Origin of the sequence: Mycobacterium sp. 852002-50816_SCH5313054-b, assembly GCF_001667185.1 — a bacterium.
Lineage (GTDB): Bacteria > Actinomycetota > Actinomycetes > Mycobacteriales > Mycobacteriaceae > Mycobacterium.
Genome location: NZ_LZIC01000118.1, coordinates 19,603 through 36,751, shown reverse-complemented (window position 1 = coordinate 36,751; position 17,149 = coordinate 19,603). Strand labels below are relative to the sequence as shown.

Sequence of the window (17,149 nt, the reverse complement as noted above, 5' to 3'; positions counted from 1 at the left end):
GAAGAATCGCCGACGGGCGTCGCAGTGGTTTATGTTTCGGGGGCCGTGGGTGGTGGCACCATCGTGAGGGTGACAGCGAGCTCCGCCGAACAGCAACTGCGTGACCTCGCGCTGCTGCGCCGCGTCCGCGACCGGATCGACCGGGACTACGCGCAGCCGCTGGACGTCGAGGCGCTCGCCCGCGGGGTGCACATGTCCGCCGGGCATCTCAGCCGTGAATTCCGCCGCGCCTACGGCGAATCGCCGTATTCCTACCTGATGACGCGGCGCATCGAGCGGGCGATGGCGCTGCTGCGTCGCGGCGACCTCAGCGTCACCGAGGTCTGTTTCGCGGTCGGCTGCTCATCGCTGGGCACGTTCAGCACCCGGTTCACCGAACTGGTCGGCATGCCGCCCAGCGCCTACCGGAGCCGCGCGGCCGACGCAACGGCGGGGATACCGCCGTGCGTCGCCAAACAGGTGACCAGACCGATCAGGAATCGAGAAGCGCGGGTCAACGGGCCGCACCTAGCCTGACGCCATGGACATCACGATTCACTCGAGCTTCCTCCCGCACGACGACCCGGAGGCCTCGCTGGCCTTCTACCGCGACACCCTCGGCTTCGAGGTCCGCCTCGACGTCGGACAGGGCAAGATGCGCTGGATCACGGTCGGCCCCCCGGCTCAGCCCGGCACGTCCATCGTGTTGAACCCGCCGGCCGCCAACCCCGGCATCACCGACGACGAGCGCCGCACCATCGCGGAGATGATGGCCAAGGGCACCTACGCGATGCTCCTGCTGGCCACCAAGGACCTCGACGGGGCCTTCGAGCAACTGCAGGCCGCCGACGCCGAAATCGTCCAGGAGCCAACCGAACAGCCCTACGGGCTCCGCGACTGCGCCGTGCGCGACCCGGCGGGCAACCTCATCCGCATTCAGCAAGTGCGCTGAGCCCGAAAACGGGAAAAGTCCCGAATCTCAAGCGGATTCGGGACTTTCCACTTCCAGCGGACCGGTTCAACTCGCCTTGAAATAGCGGTTCAGGAACGCGAAAGCCACGACCCCCGAGATGACACCGATCACGCCCCAGAGCAGCAGCTGGGGAACCATGGCGCCGGCGACCCAGTCGAACGTCATTGCCAGGTAAAAGCCCCAGATCACGCGGTAGACGCTCCAGACCGCAACCAACGCGTTGGCGATCCCGATGTAGAGGCTGCGCTGACGATCGACGCGGTTGACCTGCTCTTCGAGGCTGGCGGGTACGAGCTTCATCTGTCTGACTTCCTTTCACGTGGCGCCGCCTGGTTGGCGTCGTCGTTGCGGTAAGTACAGAGCGCCCGATCGGCTACCGATCCCAAGAACCCCGGCCGCGGTCCGGCGTCAGCCGGCCTGGTCGAGTTCGGCCTGGAATTGGCGGTACCGCTCGGCGCGGCCGGGCCGGCGCCGGACGACGAGCCACCCGGCTCCCAGTGCCACGAACCACAGCGGAAAACATGCCAGGGCGATCGCGGTTTCGTGTTCGGTGCACAGCGTCCAGACCACGAACGCGAAGAAACCGAGGATGGCCCAGCACATCACCATGCCGGCCGGCATCTTGTAGGCCGACTCGGCATGACGTTGTGCGTGGCGGCGGCGGTAGACGAGGTAGCTGACGACGATCATCGCCCACACGAACATGAACAACAGCGAGGCGACGGTCGTCACGAGCGTGAAGGCGCCCATCACGGAACCGCCGACATACAGCAGCGGAATGGTGGCCAGCAGGAGCGTCGCCGTCAGAAAAAGCGCGGTCGCGGGCACCCCGCCGCGGTTCAGCTTCCGAAACGGGGCCGGGGCGCTTCCCTTGTCCGCCAGACCGAAGAGCATGCGACCGGTGGAGAACACCCCGGAGTTGGCCGAGGAGGCGGCCGCGGTGGTCACCACGAAGTTGACGATCGAGGCCGCGGCGGCGAGCCCCGCCAGGGAGAACATCGTCACGAACGGCGACTCGCCGCTGGCGAAGCGGCGCCAGGGGACGACGGTGAGGATCGCCAGCAGCGCACCGATGTAGAAGATCGCCACCCGAAGGGGGACGGCGTTGATGGCCCGGGGGAGCGTGTGGCGCGGGTTCGCCGTCTCGGCCGCCGCAGTGCCGACGAGTTCCACGCCCACGAACGCAAAGAACGCGATCTGGAAGCCGCCGACGACGCCCATGAATCCCGTCGCGAAGAATCCGCCGTCGTTCCACAGGTTCTCAACCGTCGCCCGATGGCCTTGCGGCGAAACGAAATCCGTCGCCACGAGCACGGCGCCCACGACGATGAGGCCCACGATCGCGGCGACCTTGACCAGGGCGAACCAGAACTCCATCTCCCCGAAGTTGCGGACGTTGAACAGGTTGAACGCGAGGATCAGGCTGCCCGTCACCAGCACCGGCAGCCACACGGGCACATCGGGCCACCAGAACTTCGAGTAGCCGGCAATCGCGACGATTTCCGCGATCCCCGTGACGATCCAGGCGAACCAGTACGACCAGCCGACGAAAAAGCCCGCCGCGGGGCCCAACAGGTCGGCCGCGAAGTCGACGAACGACTTGTACTTCAGGTTCGACAACAACAGCTCGCCCATCGCGCGCAGCACGAAGAACACGAAGAACCCGATGATCCCGTACACCACCAACACCGCCGGACCGGCGTGCGAGATCGTCCGCCCCGAACCCATGAAGAGGCCGGTGCCGATCGCGCCACCGATCGCGATCAACTGGATGTGCCGGTTGGCCAGACCCCGGCGCAGTTGCGGGACGGCGTCCGCGGCCGTCGTGGGTGCGGGAGCGCCGGATGCCATGGCGAAGACATTAGAGGCGCGGCGCTGGGCCCGCGATAGTTGTGACTTGTCTCGGCCTATGCCAAAAAGACGCCTGACGAGGTAATCACGTCCCCGGCGGAAAGATCGTTTTTGTCGAGCGCCTTGAAGAGCAATCCGACGTTGTCACCGACCGTCGCGGTGTCGATCTTCTTGCGCAGCGACTCGATAGCGTCCACCCGGACGGCCGGCCCGTCGTTGATCTTCACCTGGTCGCCGACGCGCAGCTCCCCATACTCCACGCGGCCGGTGGCCACCGCCCCGCGACCGCGGATCACGAACGCGTCCTGGACCGTCATGCGAATCATGCGGTAACGGTAGTGGCCTTGCCGGCTATTTCGACAGCTTCACCACGAGCTTGCCGACGTTCTTGCCGTCGAACAGCATGTTGATCGCCGTCGGCAGCTGCTCGAAGCCCTCGACGACCGTCTCGAGCGGCGTCAGCGTGCCGTCGGCGATCAGGCCGGCGATCTCGCCGGCCGCCTCCGGCGCCCGCCCGAGGTGGTCCAGGACGATGAAGCCCTGCACCGTCGCGCGCTGGATGAGGAGGTTGCCGAACGCGCGGGGTCCCGGCGGCGGATCGACCGCGTTGTAGCCAGAGATCAGGCCGCAAAGCGCAACGCGCGCACCGATATTCAGCCGCGCGAAGACCGCGTCCATGATGTCGCCGCCGACGTTTTCGAAGTCGACGTCGATGCCGTTGGGGGTGGCCGCTGCGAGCCGGGCGGCCCAGTCACCGGCGCGGTGGTCGACGGCCGCGTCGAGGCCGAGTTGGTCGGTGAGCAGGGCGCACTTCTCGGGTCCGCCGGCGATCCCGACGACGCGGGCGCCGGCGGCCTTGGCGAGCTGCCCGGCGACCGACCCGACGGCACCGGCCGCGGCCGAGACCACGACCGTGTCGCCCGGCTTGGGCTTGCCGATGTCGCGGATGCCGATCCAGGCGGTCAGCCCGGTCGACCCCAGCGCGCCCAAGTAGGCGCTCGGCGAAATGCCCTCCGCGATGTCGACGGGCATCACGAACGCCGTGGGCGAGATGACCGCGTAGTCCTGCCAGCCGAGCAGGCCTTGCACGGTCTGACCGACCGCATAGTTCGGATTCTTCGACGCGACGACCTCGCCCAGACCGGCCGCGCGCATGACCTCGCCGATGCCCACCGGCGGCAGGTAGGTCGGAGTGTCGTTGATCCACATGCGGTTGGTGGGGTCGAGCGATATCCAGTCGACGCGCACCAGCGCCTCGCCGTCGCCGATCTCGGGCACCGCTTCCTCGCTCAGTTCGAAGGTGTCCGGGCCGATGCGGCCGGTGGGGCGTTCGCGGAGCAGAAAACGGCGGTTTCGGTCGGGCATATGCGCACCGTACCCTTCAACAAGGGAGCCGCCGAATGAAAGGTTTTGCGCGGTGAACGTGATGTCGCGAATCATCGTTGTCCCCATCGCCGCGCTGACGATGGCGGCTTTGGCGCTGCCCGCGTCGGCCGTCGCGGACCCGCCGCCCACCCAGCAGATCAGCGTGATGGCCGTCGGGCCCGACGGCCAGCCGATGAACGGATATCGAGAGTCGCCCCCGCAGGGCAACGTCGTCACCGTCGAAGGCTGCGAAGCGTCGCCGTCGGCGACGGCCGACAACGTCTACTCCTGCGCGCCCAGCGTGGCGGGCGCCGGCACCTGCTGGCCGTCCACACCCGGATCGCTGCTGTGCGTGGACAATCCCTGGGACAGGACCATGCACCGGGTGAAGTACAACGGTTCGCTGCCGCCGGTGCAGCCGACCGCCACGCCGGACCCGTTCGCGCTGACCCTCGACGACGGCGCCCAGTGCCGGCTCCGCAACGGCGGCGCGGGAGGTGGCCGCGCCGACGGGTACGTGGCCGCCTATTACTGCGGCGACCCCTACGCAAACGTCAGCGTGCTGGAGCTGCCCGGCCAGGGCCCCGGGAGCTGCATCGACCGCTCGTCGGCGACGTGGACGGTCAAGGTCGGTCCGCTCGGCAGGCCGGACACCGTCTATCCACCTCCCCAGACCCGCGCGGTGACATCGGCTTGGTTCGCCGGACCTAGGGCCGGTCAGTAGGGAGGCGGGGCGGCTGCTATAACGCACGTATGTCAGCCCTCAGACACACGATCACCCACGTCTCGGACACGGCGCGATGGACGGCGTTGCACCGGGCGACCGAATCGGCCCGTCCGGACGCGCTTTTCAACGATCCGCTCGCCGAGCGCCTCGCCGGCGAACACGGCCGCGAAATCGTCGCCAACGTGCCGCGGTCTACCCGCAACGGCTGGTGGCTCGTCGCGCGCACCAAGATCATCGACGACGCCATCGCCGAAGCGATTTCCGCCGGCTGTGACCGGGTGCTGAACCTGGCCGCCGGTTTGGACACCCGGCCGTACCGCCTGGAGCTGCCGTCCGACCTGACCTGGGTCGAGGCCGATCTGCCGAAGTTGCTCGAGGAAAAGACGCAGCTGCTGGCCGACCAGACACCGCGATGCCGGCTGACACGGACCGCCGTCGACCTGGCCGACGCCGCGGCCCGGGGCGCGTTCCTCGATGAGGCGCTGGCCGGCGCCGGCAAAGCGCTGGTGCTGACCGAAGGCCTGCTGATGTACCTGGAAGAAAGCGACGTCGTCGCGCTGTCAGCGGCGTTCACGCGCCCCGAAATCAATTGGTGGATGCTTGATTTCGCGGGCCCGGGCCTGAAGCGGATGATGAACAAGAAGATGGCCGGCATGCTGCAGAACGCGCCGTTCAAGTTCGCGCCCGAGAACGGCTTGGCCTTCTTCGAGGACCTCGGCTGGCGCACGGTCGAGGTGCAAGCGCTCTACGTCGCCGCCCACCGGTTCCGCCGCTTGCCGCTGTGGATGCGCCCGATGACCTGGCTGCCCGAGCCGGACCCCCGGCGCCCCGGCGGCCGGGTCTGGAGCGCAACCGCGCTTCTCACGCACTGACAACACGACGCCGGTAGCCGACTTCGCTTGTGCCGGTAGGGTTTGCTCGATGAGTCGAGCCAACGACAAAGTGGACGCGAGACTGCTGACGGCGTCTCGGAGACCGCACTGTTGACCCTCTACGGCAGGGCCGACCAGGCGGGCCGTCCAGACCCGATCATCGACGACCCGATGGCCATCAAGCTCGTGGAGTCAATCGAATTCGACTTCGAGAAATTCGGCCGCAAAGGCCAGGAGATGGCGTTGCGCTCACTGGCCGTCGACCGGTGCGCGATCCGGTACCTCTCCGAACACCCCCAGGCAACGGTCGTCGCACTCGCGGAAGGCTTCCAAACCAGGTCCTACCAGACCCGTATCCAGTCGACGAGCATGTCGGCGGGATAGGTGCCCGGTCCGGGATCGGCGCCGCCAGACCCGGCGACCGCGAGATTGAAGACCGGGAAAACGGTGTAGCCCGGACGGTTGAACGGCCAATCCGGCAGGGAGCTCGCCGGGACGTCGAAGTAGGGCTGCGCCCCGTCGGTGTAATCCTTCCAGAACCGGATGCCCGCCTCGTCCCACTGGGTCCGCCAGGTGTGCCAGCCGCTGTCCACCGCGATGTTGTGGGTCTTCCACTCGCCGCCGTTCGCTTTGGCGTGCACGGTGGTGGCCGAGGGCCAGTTGCCGTTGCCGTACCACTCCATGACGTCGATTTCGCCCTGATCGTCATTGCCCAGCCAATAGGCGGGCCAGGCGCCGGCGGTCAGGCAATTGAGCTTGATCCGGGCCTCCCAGGTGTGGCCCACGCCGCCGTGCCACAGGCTTTGGACCTTGCCGCTGAAGTAGGTGGGTCCATCTTTCGCGGCGCGCAGGACCAGGTTGGAGTTGCCGTCGAGGAACACGTTGCGGCGATCGTCGCGGTACTGCCCGATGTGGTCGGGCTGCTCCCAATACGTCGGGTCCTTGATCGTCTCGCGGGCTTTGGCCACCGACCATTTCGACGCGTCGGGGGCCGAGCCGGCCGGGCCGTCGAATTCGTCCTGGAAGATGTAGCTCCCGGCCTGGCCGCTGGGCGCGGCGGGCGGCGGGGCCTCGGGAGCTCCTGGTCGGCGCGGGTAGGCCCGGGCCTCGGGGAGCGGCAGCGCGGCTGCCAGCACTCCGATCCCGGCCGTCAGCATCATGCGGCGGCGGTCGATCTCTGGCATAAGCAAGGCACCATAGCAGCCGTCGCAGTCCGGATGCGAACGGGAAATCTTGTCGGTGGCCGTCGCTAGCGTAGGGATCGCCGCCGGCCGCAATGCGACGTCGGCGCGCAGTGGTTTTGGGATAGGCCGAAATTCATGGCTAATTCTCACGTTGGGGCGTGGTTTGGTCTCAGGATTGGCAGGGCATTCTGGAATCACGATCCGATAACCAGTGTTGACAAATTTTGCGGGTTGCTCGGGAGGAGTTGGAATCGTGGCGGATGCACCGGGGGCGACGGTCATTTTCCTGCAATCTCATCCGGCGTGGGTTGCAGCTCGCCGCCTTGAACGGGAGCGCCGCGCGGCGATGCGCCGTCATCCGTCCTATTTGGCCCGTCGGCACGCCGCCGCATCGGGCGGCCAGGTTACCCGCGACTTCAAGCTGTACTCGAGCACCGACACCTCTGCCTGAATTCCGATCTTTCAGATCACGGCTCGGGCGCCATGAACACTTTTGCAGGCCATTAACAACGCGTGCGAAACGGCCAGCGCCACCGCATAATTCTGCCCGAGGCAGAAACACGTCGGACAAAGGCGCTCGCCAACCCGAACCAACCGCATGGCGCGCTGCTACGAGCTGGAGCGCTACATCGAGGCGCACAATCCCGGCGTGACGGACGTCAACGTTGTGAGCGGGACGGAAACCGGTCAGGCGGACCCGGCGCACAAGCCGGGGCGTCACTGGTAGCAGGTCACCTACGCGGCCTGAGATTGGCGCCGGCCGAGAACCGGAAATGTCAGCAACGACGCCGTGACCATGGTGTATGGTCCAGCCAGTTCAGGGGGTAGATCAAGCAGCCGGTCCACCACGTTCATTGACGCGCTCCGTGCGGGGCGAAGGGGACCCGATGGCTCTGACTACCGACGACGCATCGCAGGCAGCGACCCTCCCGCTGGGAGCCAGGCTCTCGCGAACGACCATTCGCCTCGCCATCGCGGCACTGCAGCAGCGGTACGGGCTGGATGACCAGGCGGCCTTCGAAGTGCTGCGGGACGTCTCTCAGCGTCGCAATGTGAAGTTGCGCGCCGTGGCCGCCGAATTGCTGTCGCCGAGCGGCGACGGCCAATCGGGCCCCACCGCCCCTGCGCCGACCTTGCCGTTCACGATCGGGGGCCGGGCGTGCTCGAACCGCAGCGAGGTGTTGGCGGAGTTGATGCGTGCGGCCGTCACCCGCTGCGGCGCCGAGGGGGCGACCGTTCAGCTGCGCGACCCGGTGCATGGCGGGCTGCAAATCGAAGGCAAGCGCGGTTTCGGCCAGGACTTCGTCGACGCCTTCAGCTACCTGGACGAACCGGCGACGCCGTGCGGGCATGCGTTTGGCGATGCCCGGCAGGTGGTCGTCGCCGACGTCGACAGTTCGCCGTCGTTCAGCGAATCCGCGCGGGAAATCCTGCAGGCTAACGGGGTCCGCTCGTGCGTGTCCACCCCGATCGTCGACGCCGACGGGAAGGTCCGGGGCGTCGTGTCGACCCATCAGCGTCAGCGCGACGCCGTTCCGGACGAGGCCGACCTGCGCCATGTTCGGATGCTGGCCGACCAATGCGGTCGCTGGCTGCAGTGGTACGACGGCGCGGTGCTGCCGGTCATCGTGGGCGAGGTCCATCAAGCGGCGGCCGCCCAAGCCCAGCGCGCCGGCGCCCGTCGGGCCGCGAGCCGCGTGGAGCCGCCGGCCACCATCGCCGCCGCCGCTCGGCTGCTCTCCGAGCGCTACGGTGTCGAATCGAGCCATGCCGAGGGCGTGCTTGCGTCACTCGCAGCCCAGCGTGGCATCGCACTGGAGGAGCTGGCCGCCCAACTGGTCGGCTAAAGCTTGCCCGCCACGAAGTCGGCGGCCTGGTTGGCCATGCCCGCATCGATGTAGGCGCTGGCCAGATGCTGCGGCCAGTTCTCTTTCCAGGTGTTCGGGTCGGCGGGGTTGCAGATGGGATCCGCGCCGTGGCACAGCTCGATGGTCCTGTCGTTGTAGGTCGGGTTGAAGTTCGTGATGGGACCCGCCCACTGGCTTCCGTTGCCGAACAGCGCGACGGCGGCGATGTGCTGATCGATCCCCGGCGGCAGGGGGCTGTCGAAACCGAACGCGCTGATGGGTGCCGCGAGCACCACGTCGGTGACCGCCGCGCCCAGCGAGTAGCCACCCAGCACCAGGCGGGTGTTCGGGCAGTCGTTGACCATGTCCTGGATGTGATGGCTCATGTCGTTGGCGCCGATGTCGATCTGTGTGTCGGCGGGGTAATTCACGGCGTAGACGCCGATGTTCTTCGAAACCTTGGACCGCAAGGCGCTGATGAACGCGTTGCCGAGCGCGCCCGTGCCCGGCGATTCATATCGGCCGCGGGCGAAGACGACCTGCACTGGGGGACAGTTCGCCGCGGCGGCCGTCGGCGTCATGGACGGCAGCATCGTCAGCCCGGCTGCGGTCAGGATCACCGCCAAGCCGGCATCGACCCATCTGCGGGCAGACACGCGCACAGCACGATGGTAAAACGATCGCGACGATCCCGCTGGCCGGAGGCCCGAAGACGACCGATAGGTTCGGCTCATGAGCCGCGCCGACGTCAGTTCAACCGAGCGCCTGTTCGCGATGGCCGAACAGGTGCAAGGCTTCATGCCGCCCGACGAGGGACGCGCGATCTACGACGCCGCGCTGCGGTACCTCAACGGCGGCGTCGGCGTCGAGATCGGCACCTACTGCGGCAAATCCACCCTGTTGCTCGGGGCGGCGGCGCAACAAACCGCCAGCGTGCTCTACACGATCGACCACCACCACGGCTCGGAGGAACACCAAGCCGGCTGGGAGTACCACGACGCCACGATGGTCGATGACGTCACCGGTCTTTTCGATACGCTGCCCACCTTCCGTCGCACGCTCGACGTCGCGCAGCTCGACGACCACGTCGTCGCCGTCGTGGGCCGCTCGCCGGTAGTCGCCCGGGGCTGGGGAACACCGCTGCAGTTCCTGTTCATCGACGGCGGCCACTCCGAGCAGGCCGCGAGCGAGGACTTCGACGGCTGGGCCAAGTGGGTGGAGCCCGGCGGGGCGCTGCTCATCCACGACGTGTTCCCGGACCCGCGCGACGGCGGGCGCCCGCCGTACTTCATCTATTGCCGCGCGATGGACTCCGGCCAGTTCCGCGAGGTTGCGGCCACCGGGTCACTGCGGGTGCTCGAACGCACCGGCGGGCAGGCCGGTGCTGCCCCGGGCCAGGGCAGGGTCACCAGCCGGGACCGGTAACCACGCATTCGCAGTCGAAGTCGGTCTGCAGCCCCATCGGCAGCCCGTCCCCACGGAACATCGCGCTGCCTCTGGTGGTGTCCGACAACGCGTCGGCCGCCAGGATCATCGCCGCACCGGTCCAGGTGGTGCGCTCCTCGGGCCAGCGCTTCCCGTCGGCGAAAACCAGGCCGGTCCAATAGGACCCGTCCTCTTCGCGCAGGTGCTGCATCGCGGCGAACTGGCGATGCGCGGCCGACCTGTGCCCGATGGCGTCGAGCGCCAGCACCAGTTCGCAGGTTTCGGCGCCGGTCACCCACGGCCGGTCGCCGACGCAGCGAATGCCGAGATCGCCGACCACAAAGTCGTCCCAGCGCTCCCTGATCCGCGCGGCGGCCGCCGGGCCGCGCAGGGCGCCGCCGAGGATCGGGTAATACCAGTCCATCGAGTAGCGGTCCTTCTCGGTGAACGCCTCGGGATGCGCGGCGATCGCGTGCCCCAGGCGCCCCAGCGCCAGCTCCCACTCGGGCTGCGGTTCGGAGACCAACGCCGCCAGCGCCAGCGCGCAGCGGATGCTGTGGAACACGCTCGCGCATCCGGTCAGCAGCGCTTCCAGCAGAGGCCCGTCTTCGCTTCGGGCCCAGGCGATCTCGCCATAGCCGAACTGCAGGTCGATGACGAAATCGATCGCCTTGTGCACCACCGGCCACATCCGGGCGGCGAAGGACTTGTCGCCGGTGATCAGCACGTGGTGCCACACGCCGGTGGCGATGTAGGCGCAGAAGTTGCTGTCGCTGTTGTGGTCTTCGACGATCCCGTTGCGGGTTTGGATCGGCCAGGAGCCGTCGGGGCGCTGCGTGCGGCGACTCCACTCGAACGCGGCCTGCGCCGGCTCCAGCAGCCCGGCGACCGTCAGCGCCATCGCGCATTCCACGTGATCCCACGGATCGGTATGCCCACCCTCGAACCAGGGGATGGCGCCCGAGGGTTCCTGGGCGGCCGCTATCGACAGCGCGGTCTGCCGGCATTGGTCGGATGTGAGAACACCCGGAACGGCCGGCGTGCTACCCCGATGCAACTGAATACCCCAGGGCCGCTTCGCTTTCCGTGGCGCTCGACTTGGTGAAATACATCGCCACGCTCTTGCCGACGAGCGGGTTGAGCAGCGATTCAGCCAGCTGCGTGACCTTGGGCCGTTGCATCAGGTCCCACACCAGCAGCTTGTGGTAGGCGGCCACCGCGGGATGGTCGGGGTTCGACACGCCGACAGCGCATTTCAGCCACCAGAACGGCGAGTGCAGCGCGTGCGCGTGGTGGGTATGCGTCAGCTCCATACCGCCGCCCGCGATCTTGGCTCGCAGCTCGCTCGCCTTGTAGATGCGCACGTGGCCGCCCTCGTTGGCGTGGTATTCGTCGGATAGCAGCCAGCACACCCGCTCGGGAAGCCAGCGCGGCACGCTGACCGCCAGCGTGCCACCGACTTTGAGGACCCTGACCAGTTCGGCGATCGCGGCGTCGTCCTGCGGCACATGTTCGAGGATTTCCGAGGCGATGACGCAGTCGAACGTCTCGTCGGCGTAGGGCAGGCTCAGCGCGTCGCCAAGGACGACCTTCGCCGACGCCGCCGCCGGCGCCTCTCCGGTTTCGGCCATGGCACGCAGAATGGTGTCGACCGAGCGCAATTCGGCGGCGTCGCGGTCGAAGGCGACCACGTCCGCGCCGCGCCGATAGGCCTCGAACGCGTGCCGGCCCGCCCCGCAACCGACGTCGATCACCATCGTGGACGGCCCGATAGCGAGCCGGTCGAAATCGACGGTCAGCATCGCGCGATCGCCCGCTCGTAGACCCGCACGGTTTGGGCGGCCACCGCCTCCCAGCTGAACACACTGACCGCGCGGTCGCGGCCCGCCTTGCCCATGGTGCGGCGCTTTTCCGGCGAGTCGAGCAGCTCGCCGAGCGCACGGGTCAGGGCGTCGACGTCGGCGGGCGGCACCAGCTCGGCGCAGGCGCCGTCGATGCCCAGCACCTCGGGGAGCGCGCCCACCCGGCTCGCCACGATCGGCGTCCCACTGGCCATGGCTTCCACCGCGGGCAGCGAGAACCCTTCGTAGAGAGACGGAATGCAGGCGACCTCGGCCGAGGCGAACAGCGCGGCGAGCGCCTCGTCGGATAGCCCGCTGGTGATGTGGACGATGTCGGAGATGCCGAGTTCGGCGATGAGTTTGTGGGTGGGGCCGTTGGGTTCCACCTTGGCCACCAGCCGCAGCTCGAGGTCGCGGCGCGTGCGCAGCTTGGCGACCGCGTGCAGCAGCGTGCGCACACCCTTCAGCGGGGTGTCGGCGCTGGCGATCGCGATGACCCGGCCCGGTCGGCGGGGCTGCGAACCCGGCTGGAACAGTTGGGTGTTCACCCCCAACGGCACCACGTGCAGTTGCTCGGGGGAGACGCCGAAGTCGGCGACGATGTCGGCGGCCGACGACGACGAGACCGTCAACAGGTCGGGGATCCGGCGCGCCACCTGCTCCTGCATCTTGGAAAAGCCATACCAGCGGTGCACCAACGGCTTTCGCCACCACCTCGCGGCGGCCACGTCGAGCACCCGGTCGCGGGTGATCGGATGGTGCACGGTGGCCACCACCGGAAGTCCCGTGTCGGCGATCGCCAGCAGCCCGGTCCCCAGGCTCTGGTTGTCGTGCACGAGGTCGAAGTCGTGGGCCCGTTCGGCCAGCAGCCGGGCGACGCGCATGGTGAACGTCCGCGGCTCGGGGAAGCCCGCCGTCCACACCGTCAGGAGTTCCAGCAGGTCGATCGAGTCGCGGATCTCGCTGGGGCGCGGCACCCGGAACGGGTCGGGCTCGCGGTAGAGGTCCAGGCTGGGCACCTTGGTCAGCCGCACCCGCGGATCGAGCAGTTCCGGATAGGGCTGACCGGAGAAGACCTCGACGTCGTGGCCGAGATCGACCAGGCCGCGGCTGAGATGGCGCACGTAGACGCCCTGTCCGCCGCAATGGTCCTTACTGCGATAGGACAGCAGGGCAATTCGCATACTCAACTCTTATCCGCCGACCAAACAACGCGGGCGACCGCCCCCCAATCCATCGCTCTCAACGGACTCCCGAACCCCGCGACAGCAAACTGGACATGTGTCCAGACTATAGTTCGCCCACCTAAATGACGCAACGAGGCCGGGACCACATCGTTTGAGTGTGCGCCAGGGCTTTCCGTGTGAGCCCAGGGCGCAAATGCGCGCTGATTTTCGCCCAGAGCTCACACTCAAGACCGTCAGCGCACAACGGCTTGTTACCATCGCGCCGTGCGATCGGTATCCCGGCGCGACGTCCTCAGATTCGCCGCTCCGGTTCTCCTGGGCTTGGGCGCGGCGGCCGCGCCCGTTGACGAGGCGCGGGCCGCCGACCTGCGGTTGATCGATTTCGCCGAGAAGCGGATCGCGCCGGACGAGATCAAGGCGGCGGGGTATGGCGGGGTGGTGAACTACGTCTCCGAGTCGCGGCCGGGCGCGAACTTCGAGGCGAAACCCATCACCCGCCAATACGCGGACGCGCTGCGCGCGGCGGGCCTGCAGATCGTCAGCAACTTTCAGTACGGCAAGCCGGGCTGGCCCGACCCGTCGGATTTCACCCGCGGGTACGACGGCGGCGTGGCCGATGCGCACACCGCCCTGCAACTGCACGACGCGGCAGGGGGGACGGCCTCGGCCCCGATCTTCTTCAGCGTCGACGACAACATCGACGAGAACACGTGGAATGGCGCTGCGGTGCAATGGTTTCGGGGCATCAACTCGGCACTGGGCGTCGGCCGCACCGGCATCTATGGGCATGCCCGTGCCTGCGGCTGGGCGATCCGCGACGGCGTGATAGGAAATTCGAGCACGCCCGGGCACCGATGGGCGTGGCAAACGAGGTCGTGGTCGAACGGCGATCGCGAGCCGGCGGCGGTGCTCTATCAGGCCGTGGTCAACAGCCCGTCGAACCCAAGCCCGTTGCTGGGCGGGATCAACGTCGACATCGATGACGTCCTCGCGCCCGACTACGGCCAGTGGGATTTCCCGCGCTGAATTAAAGCTGAGCTCAACGCACGACACCCCGCGAGCCGATGGCCGCGGGGTGTCGCTTGCTATCCGGCTGTTACTTCAGGTCGAACCGGTCGGCGTTCATGACCTTGACCCAGGCCGCCACGAAGTCCTCGACGAACTTCCCCGCGTTGTCGTCCTGGGCATAGACCTCGGCCAGCCCGCGCAGCACCGAGTTCGACCCGAACACCAGGTCGTTGGCGGTGGCGGACCACTTCTTCTGTCCCGACGAGCGGTCGACGACCTCGTAGACGTTCTCCGCCGACTCGGACGTCTTCCACGCATTGCCCATGTCGAGCAGGTTGACGAAGAAGTCGTTGGTCAGCGTGCCGGGCCGGTCGGTGAACACGCCGTGCTTGCTGCCGCCGTGGTTGGCACCGAGGACCCGCAGACCACCGACGAGCACCGTCATCTCCGGACCGGTCACGCCCAGCAGGTAGGCCCGCTCCTGCAGCAACTGCTCCAGCGGTGCCTTCTCGCCGGCCCGGATGTAGTTGCGGAACCCGTCGGCCCGCGGCTCGAGCACCGCGAACGACTCCACGTCGGTGCTCTCCTGCGAGGCGTCGGTCCGCCCCGGCGCGAAGTGCACCGTGATCTCGTAGCCGGCGTCCTTGGCCGCCTTCTCCACCGCCGCGGATCCGGCCAACACGATCAGGTCGGCCAGCGAGATCTTCTTGCCGCCCGACGCCGAAGCGTTGAAGTCCTGCTGGATCTTCTCCAGCGCGGGCAACACCTTGTCCAGCTCCGAGGGCTCGTTGACCTCCCAATTGCGCTGCGGCTCCAGGCGCAGCCGCGCCCCGTTGGCGCCGCCCCGCTTGTCGGTGCGCCGGAAGCTGGACGCCGCGGACCAGGCCGTCTTGACCAGCTGCGGCACCGACAGACCGGAGTCGAGCACCTTTTGCTTCAGTGCCGCGACGTCCTTGTCATCGACCAGCTCATGGTCGACGGCCGGAACCGGGTCCTGCCAGAGCTGCGGCTCGGGAATCCACGGCCCGAGGTAGCGGCTGATCGGCCCCATGTCGCGGTGCAGCAGCTTGTACCACGCCTTGGCGAACGCCTCGGTCAGCTCCTCGGGGTGGTCCAGCCAGCGCCGGGTGATGTCGCGATAGATGGGGGACTCACGCATCGAGATGTCGGTGACCAGCATCGTCGGGGCGCGACCCGGGCCGCCGAACGGGTCGGGGATGGTGCCCGCACCGGCGCCGTCCTTGGCGACGAACTGCCAGGCATCGCCGGGGCTCTTGGTCAGCTCCCACTCGTAGCCGTACAGCGTCTCCAGGAAGGTGTTGTCCCACTTGGTCGGAGTCGGCGTCCAGACCACCTCCAGGCCGCTGGTGATGGCGTCCTTGCCCACGCCGGTGCCATGCGAGCTCTTCCAGCCCAGGCCCTGCTGCTCGATCGGGGCGGCCTCCGGCTCGGGGCCGACCAGGTCGCCGCCGCCGGCGCCGTGGGTCTTGCCGAAGCTGTGGCCACCGACGATCAGCGCGGCCGTCTCCTCGTCGTTCATCGCCATCCGCCCGAACGTCTCGCGGATGTCGATGGCCGCGGCGATCGGGTCCGGCTTGCCCTCCGGGCCCTCCGGGTTCACATAGATCAGGCCCATGGTGGTCGCGCCGTAGGGCTGCGAGAGGTCACGCTCGCCGGAACCGGCGTAGCGCTTGTTCGTGCCGAGCCATTCGTCCTCTTCGCCCCAGAGGATCTCTTCGGGCTCCCAGACGTCCTCGCGGCCGAAGGCGAAGCCAAAGGTCTTGAAACCCATGGACTCCAGGGCGCAGTTGCCGGCGAAGATGATGAGGTCGGCCCAGGAAATCTTGTTGCCGTACTTCTTCTTGACCGGCCACAGCAGCCGGCGCGCCTTGTCCAGGCTCACGTTGTCCGGCCAGCTGTTGAGCGGGGCGAAGCGCTGCATGCCCTGGCCGCCGCCACCGCGGCCGTCGAAGATGCGGTAGGTGCCCGCGGCGTGCCAGCTCATCCGGATGAACAGGCCGCCGTAGTGGCCGTAGTCGGCGGGCCACCAGTCCTGCGAGTTGGTCATCACCGAGATCACGTCCGCCTTGAGCGCGTCGACGTCGAGCTTGGCGAACTCCGCGGCGTAGTCGAAGTCGTCGCCGAGCGGGTTGGCCTGCGGTGAGTGCGGGTGCAGCGTCGACGGGTCGATCTGGTCCGGCCACCAGTCCCGGTTCGTGAGGGGCGCATGCGATTTAGGCTCCGGCGCGGGAATTACCGGGTTTTCGCTCTCTGACACAACATTCCTTTCGGTGTTAGGTGATGCGGGGCTGCGACCACCGGAGTGATCAAGAATCTGCGGTCGAGCAAGCGGGGCACATGCCCCAGTAGATGACTTCGGCCTCGTCCAAGACGAAGCCCTCCAGCCCGCGGTCGTCGTCCAACGGGGTCAAGCAGGGCGCCTCTCCGACCGCGCAGTCGACGTCGGCGATGATCCCGCAGGCGCGGCACACGACGTGGTGGTGGTTGTCGCCGACCCGGGCCTCATAGCGGGCGACCATCCCCAGTGGCTGGATCCGGCGAACCAGGCCCACCGCGGTCAGCGCGCTGAGCACGTCGTAGACCGCCTGTCGCGACACGTCGGGCAAATCGTCGCGCACCGCGGTGAAGATCGTGTCCGTGTCGGCATGCGGGTTGGCGTGCACGACCTCCAGGACGGCGAGCCTGGGCCGGGTCACCCGCAGATCGGCCATGCGCAGCCGATCCGCGTTGCTCGCCGATGAGGACACGCGGTCCATATCACTCTCTTATTTGGAATCAGTCAAGACTTTCCGGGGAGAGTGTTGCGCGAATACGCGGTGAACGTTGCCCGTCGGGGAGTCGAGCTACGCCGGCCGTGGGTCGAACAACG

20 protein-coding genes and 1 pseudogene are annotated in these 17,149 nt (G+C 67.8%); 10 read left to right on the top strand and 11 right to left on the bottom strand.

The window, feature by feature from the left end; all coding sequences use genetic code 11:
- The first annotated feature begins 69 nt into the window (after positions 1-69).
- Both A5787_RS21430 and A5787_RS21425 read left to right on the top strand, forming a co-directional pair.
- On the top strand, positions 70-516 hold the full coding sequence (locus A5787_RS21430) for a helix-turn-helix transcriptional regulator (RefSeq protein ID WP_156764065.1): 447 nt from the start codon (positions 70-72) through the stop codon (positions 514-516).
- A gap of 4 nt (positions 517-520) precedes the next feature.
- On the top strand, positions 521-931 hold the full coding sequence (locus A5787_RS21425) for a VOC family protein (RefSeq protein WP_066970745.1): 411 nt from the start codon (positions 521-523) through the stop codon (positions 929-931).
- Between the two features lie 66 nt (positions 932-997).
- On the opposite strand, the gene A5787_RS21420 is transcribed toward A5787_RS21425, so the two are convergent.
- The 4 genes from A5787_RS21420 to A5787_RS21405 all read right to left on the bottom strand — a co-directional run bounded on the left by A5787_RS21420 (position 998) and on the right by A5787_RS21405 (position 4,168).
- On the bottom strand, positions 998-1,252 hold the full coding sequence (locus tag A5787_RS21420) for a hypothetical protein (RefSeq protein WP_066970743.1): 255 nt from the start codon (positions 1,250-1,252) through the stop codon (positions 998-1,000).
- 108 nt (positions 1,253-1,360) lie between these two features.
- On the bottom strand, positions 1,361-2,803 hold the full coding sequence (locus A5787_RS21415) for an amino acid permease (RefSeq protein ID WP_066970742.1): 1,443 nt from the start codon (positions 2,801-2,803) through the stop codon (positions 1,361-1,363).
- Between the two features lie 56 nt (positions 2,804-2,859).
- On the bottom strand, positions 2,860-3,129 hold the full coding sequence (locus A5787_RS21410) for an EF-Tu/IF-2/RF-3 family GTPase (RefSeq protein ID WP_066970740.1): 270 nt from the start codon (positions 3,127-3,129) through the stop codon (positions 2,860-2,862).
- 25 nt (positions 3,130-3,154) lie between these two features.
- Entirely contained in the window at positions 3,155-4,168 is a 1,014-nt protein-coding gene (locus tag A5787_RS21405; RefSeq protein WP_066970738.1) for an NADP-dependent oxidoreductase, read from the bottom strand.
- Positions 4,169-4,229: 61 nt separating this feature from the next.
- Between A5787_RS21405 and A5787_RS21400 the strand changes: the two genes are divergently transcribed.
- The 3 genes and pseudogenes from A5787_RS21400 to A5787_RS21390 all read left to right on the top strand — a co-directional run.
- Positions 4,230-4,892 carry a hypothetical protein gene (locus tag A5787_RS21400; RefSeq protein ID WP_231994104.1) on the top strand — a complete coding sequence of 221 codons (663 nt, stop codon included), beginning with the start codon at positions 4,230-4,232 and terminating at the stop codon, positions 4,890-4,892.
- 29 nt (positions 4,893-4,921) lie between these two features.
- Positions 4,922-5,767, top strand: coding sequence for an SAM-dependent methyltransferase (locus A5787_RS21395; RefSeq protein ID WP_066970735.1), 846 nt, complete (start codon positions 4,922-4,924; stop codon positions 5,765-5,767).
- A 42-nt stretch (positions 5,768-5,809) separates the two neighbouring features.
- Positions 5,810-6,103: pseudogene (locus A5787_RS21390) on the top strand (class I SAM-dependent methyltransferase); the annotation flags it as partial.
- 5 nt (positions 6,104-6,108) lie between these two features.
- On the opposite strand, the gene A5787_RS21385 reads toward A5787_RS21390, so the two are convergent.
- Positions 6,109-6,951 carry a family 16 glycosylhydrolase gene (locus A5787_RS21385; RefSeq protein WP_066970731.1) on the bottom strand — a complete coding sequence of 281 codons (843 nt, stop codon included), beginning with the start codon at positions 6,949-6,951 and terminating at the stop codon, positions 6,109-6,111.
- 253 nt (positions 6,952-7,204) lie between these two features.
- On the opposite strand from A5787_RS21385, the gene A5787_RS27000 reads away from it, so the two are divergent.
- From A5787_RS27000 to A5787_RS21380, 3 genes are all read left to right on the top strand, one after another.
- A complete protein-coding gene (locus A5787_RS27000; RefSeq protein WP_082977363.1) occupies positions 7,205-7,402 on the top strand; it encodes a hypothetical protein in 198 nt (65 codons plus the stop codon).
- Between the two features lie 147 nt (positions 7,403-7,549).
- Positions 7,550-7,678 carry a hypothetical protein gene (locus A5787_RS28545; RefSeq protein ID WP_255361737.1) on the top strand — a complete coding sequence of 43 codons (129 nt, stop codon included), beginning with the start codon at positions 7,550-7,552 and terminating at the stop codon, positions 7,676-7,678.
- 160 nt (positions 7,679-7,838) lie between these two features.
- On the top strand, positions 7,839-8,798 hold the full coding sequence (locus A5787_RS21380) for a GAF and ANTAR domain-containing protein (RefSeq protein WP_066970729.1): 960 nt from the start codon (positions 7,839-7,841) through the stop codon (positions 8,796-8,798).
- Here A5787_RS21380 and A5787_RS21375 read toward each other — a convergent pair.
- Positions 8,795-9,391: a cutinase family protein gene (locus tag A5787_RS21375; RefSeq protein WP_066970830.1), complete on the bottom strand. Its 597-nt coding sequence runs from the start codon at positions 9,389-9,391 to the stop codon at positions 8,795-8,797. The genes A5787_RS21380 and A5787_RS21375 overlap by 4 nt on opposite strands.
- 139 nt (positions 9,392-9,530) lie before the next feature.
- On the opposite strand from A5787_RS21375, the gene A5787_RS21370 reads away from it, so the two are divergent.
- Positions 9,531-10,223 (top strand): class I SAM-dependent methyltransferase, encoded by a 693-nt coding sequence (locus A5787_RS21370; RefSeq protein WP_066970727.1) that lies wholly within the window; start codon positions 9,531-9,533, stop codon positions 10,221-10,223.
- Here the strand turns inward: A5787_RS21370 and A5787_RS21365 are convergent.
- The 3 genes from A5787_RS21365 to A5787_RS21355 are packed head-to-tail and all read right to left on the bottom strand — an operon-like array spanning position 10,204 to position 13,248.
- The gene (locus A5787_RS21365) at positions 10,204-11,280 is read right to left on the bottom strand and encodes a prenyltransferase (RefSeq protein WP_066970725.1); all 1,077 of its coding nucleotides are present in this window, start codon (positions 11,278-11,280) and stop codon (positions 10,204-10,206) included. The two genes, A5787_RS21370 and A5787_RS21365, sit on opposite strands and share 20 nt — an antisense overlap.
- A complete protein-coding gene (locus A5787_RS21360) occupies positions 11,267-12,025 on the bottom strand; it encodes a class I SAM-dependent methyltransferase (RefSeq protein WP_066970723.1) in 759 nt (252 codons plus the stop codon). Before A5787_RS21360 ends, A5787_RS21365 begins: the two co-directional genes overlap by 14 nt.
- Positions 12,019-13,248, bottom strand: coding sequence for a glycosyltransferase family 4 protein (locus A5787_RS21355; RefSeq protein ID WP_066970722.1), 1,230 nt, complete (start codon positions 13,246-13,248; stop codon positions 12,019-12,021). The genes A5787_RS21360 and A5787_RS21355 overlap by 7 nt, the downstream gene beginning before the upstream one ends.
- A 267-nt stretch (positions 13,249-13,515) precedes the next feature.
- Between A5787_RS21355 and A5787_RS21350 the strand changes: the two genes are divergently transcribed.
- Positions 13,516-14,277 carry a DUF1906 domain-containing protein gene (locus tag A5787_RS21350; protein ID WP_066970720.1) on the top strand — a complete coding sequence of 254 codons (762 nt, stop codon included), beginning with the start codon at positions 13,516-13,518 and terminating at the stop codon, positions 14,275-14,277.
- Between the two features lie 70 nt (positions 14,278-14,347).
- On the opposite strand, the gene katG is transcribed toward A5787_RS21350, so the two are convergent.
- Positions 14,348-16,594: a catalase/peroxidase HPI gene (gene katG, locus A5787_RS21345; protein ID WP_066970718.1), complete on the bottom strand. Its 2,247-nt coding sequence runs from the start codon at positions 16,592-16,594 to the stop codon at positions 14,348-14,350.
- Positions 16,587-17,036 carry a Fur family transcriptional regulator gene (locus A5787_RS21340; RefSeq protein WP_197507332.1) on the bottom strand — a complete coding sequence of 150 codons (450 nt, stop codon included), beginning with the start codon at positions 17,034-17,036 and terminating at the stop codon, positions 16,587-16,589. The genes katG and A5787_RS21340 overlap by 8 nt, the downstream gene beginning before the upstream one ends.
- Positions 17,037-17,149 lie beyond the last annotated feature (113 nt).

Coding starts and splice junctions, on each gene's coding strand:
- A5787_RS21425 (WP_066970745.1), top strand. CDS start 521: ATGGACATCACGATTCACTCGAGCTTCCTCCCGCACGACGACCCGGAG.
- A5787_RS21420 (WP_066970743.1), bottom strand. CDS start 1,252: ATGAAGCTCGTACCCGCCAGCCTCGAAGAGCAGGTCAACCGCGTCGAT.
- A5787_RS21415 (WP_066970742.1), bottom strand. CDS start 2,803: ATGGCATCCGGCGCTCCCGCACCCACGACGGCCGCGGACGCCGTCCCG.
- A5787_RS21410 (WP_066970740.1), bottom strand. CDS start 3,129: ATGATTCGCATGACGGTCCAGGACGCGTTCGTGATCCGCGGTCGCGGG.
- A5787_RS21405 (WP_066970738.1), bottom strand. CDS start 4,168: ATGCCCGACCGAAACCGCCGTTTTCTGCTCCGCGAACGCCCCACCGGC.
- A5787_RS21400 (WP_231994104.1), top strand. CDS start 4,230: ATGTCGCGAATCATCGTTGTCCCCATCGCCGCGCTGACGATGGCGGCT.
- A5787_RS21395 (WP_066970735.1), top strand. CDS start 4,922: ATGTCAGCCCTCAGACACACGATCACCCACGTCTCGGACACGGCGCGA.
- A5787_RS21385 (WP_066970731.1), bottom strand. CDS start 6,951: ATGCCAGAGATCGACCGCCGCCGCATGATGCTGACGGCCGGGATCGGA.
- A5787_RS28545 (WP_255361737.1), top strand. CDS start 7,550: ATGGCGCGCTGCTACGAGCTGGAGCGCTACATCGAGGCGCACAATCCC.
- A5787_RS21380 (WP_066970729.1), top strand. CDS start 7,839: ATGGCTCTGACTACCGACGACGCATCGCAGGCAGCGACCCTCCCGCTG.
- A5787_RS21375 (WP_066970830.1), bottom strand. CDS start 9,391: ATGCTGCCGTCCATGACGCCGACGGCCGCCGCGGCGAACTGTCCCCCA.
- A5787_RS21370 (WP_066970727.1), top strand. CDS start 9,531: ATGAGCCGCGCCGACGTCAGTTCAACCGAGCGCCTGTTCGCGATGGCC.
- A5787_RS21360 (WP_066970723.1), bottom strand. CDS start 12,025: ATGCTGACCGTCGATTTCGACCGGCTCGCTATCGGGCCGTCCACGATG.
- A5787_RS21355 (WP_066970722.1), bottom strand. CDS start 13,248: ATGCGAATTGCCCTGCTGTCCTATCGCAGTAAGGACCATTGCGGCGGA.
- A5787_RS21340 (WP_197507332.1), bottom strand. CDS start 17,036: ATGGACCGCGTGTCCTCATCGGCGAGCAACGCGGATCGGCTGCGCATG.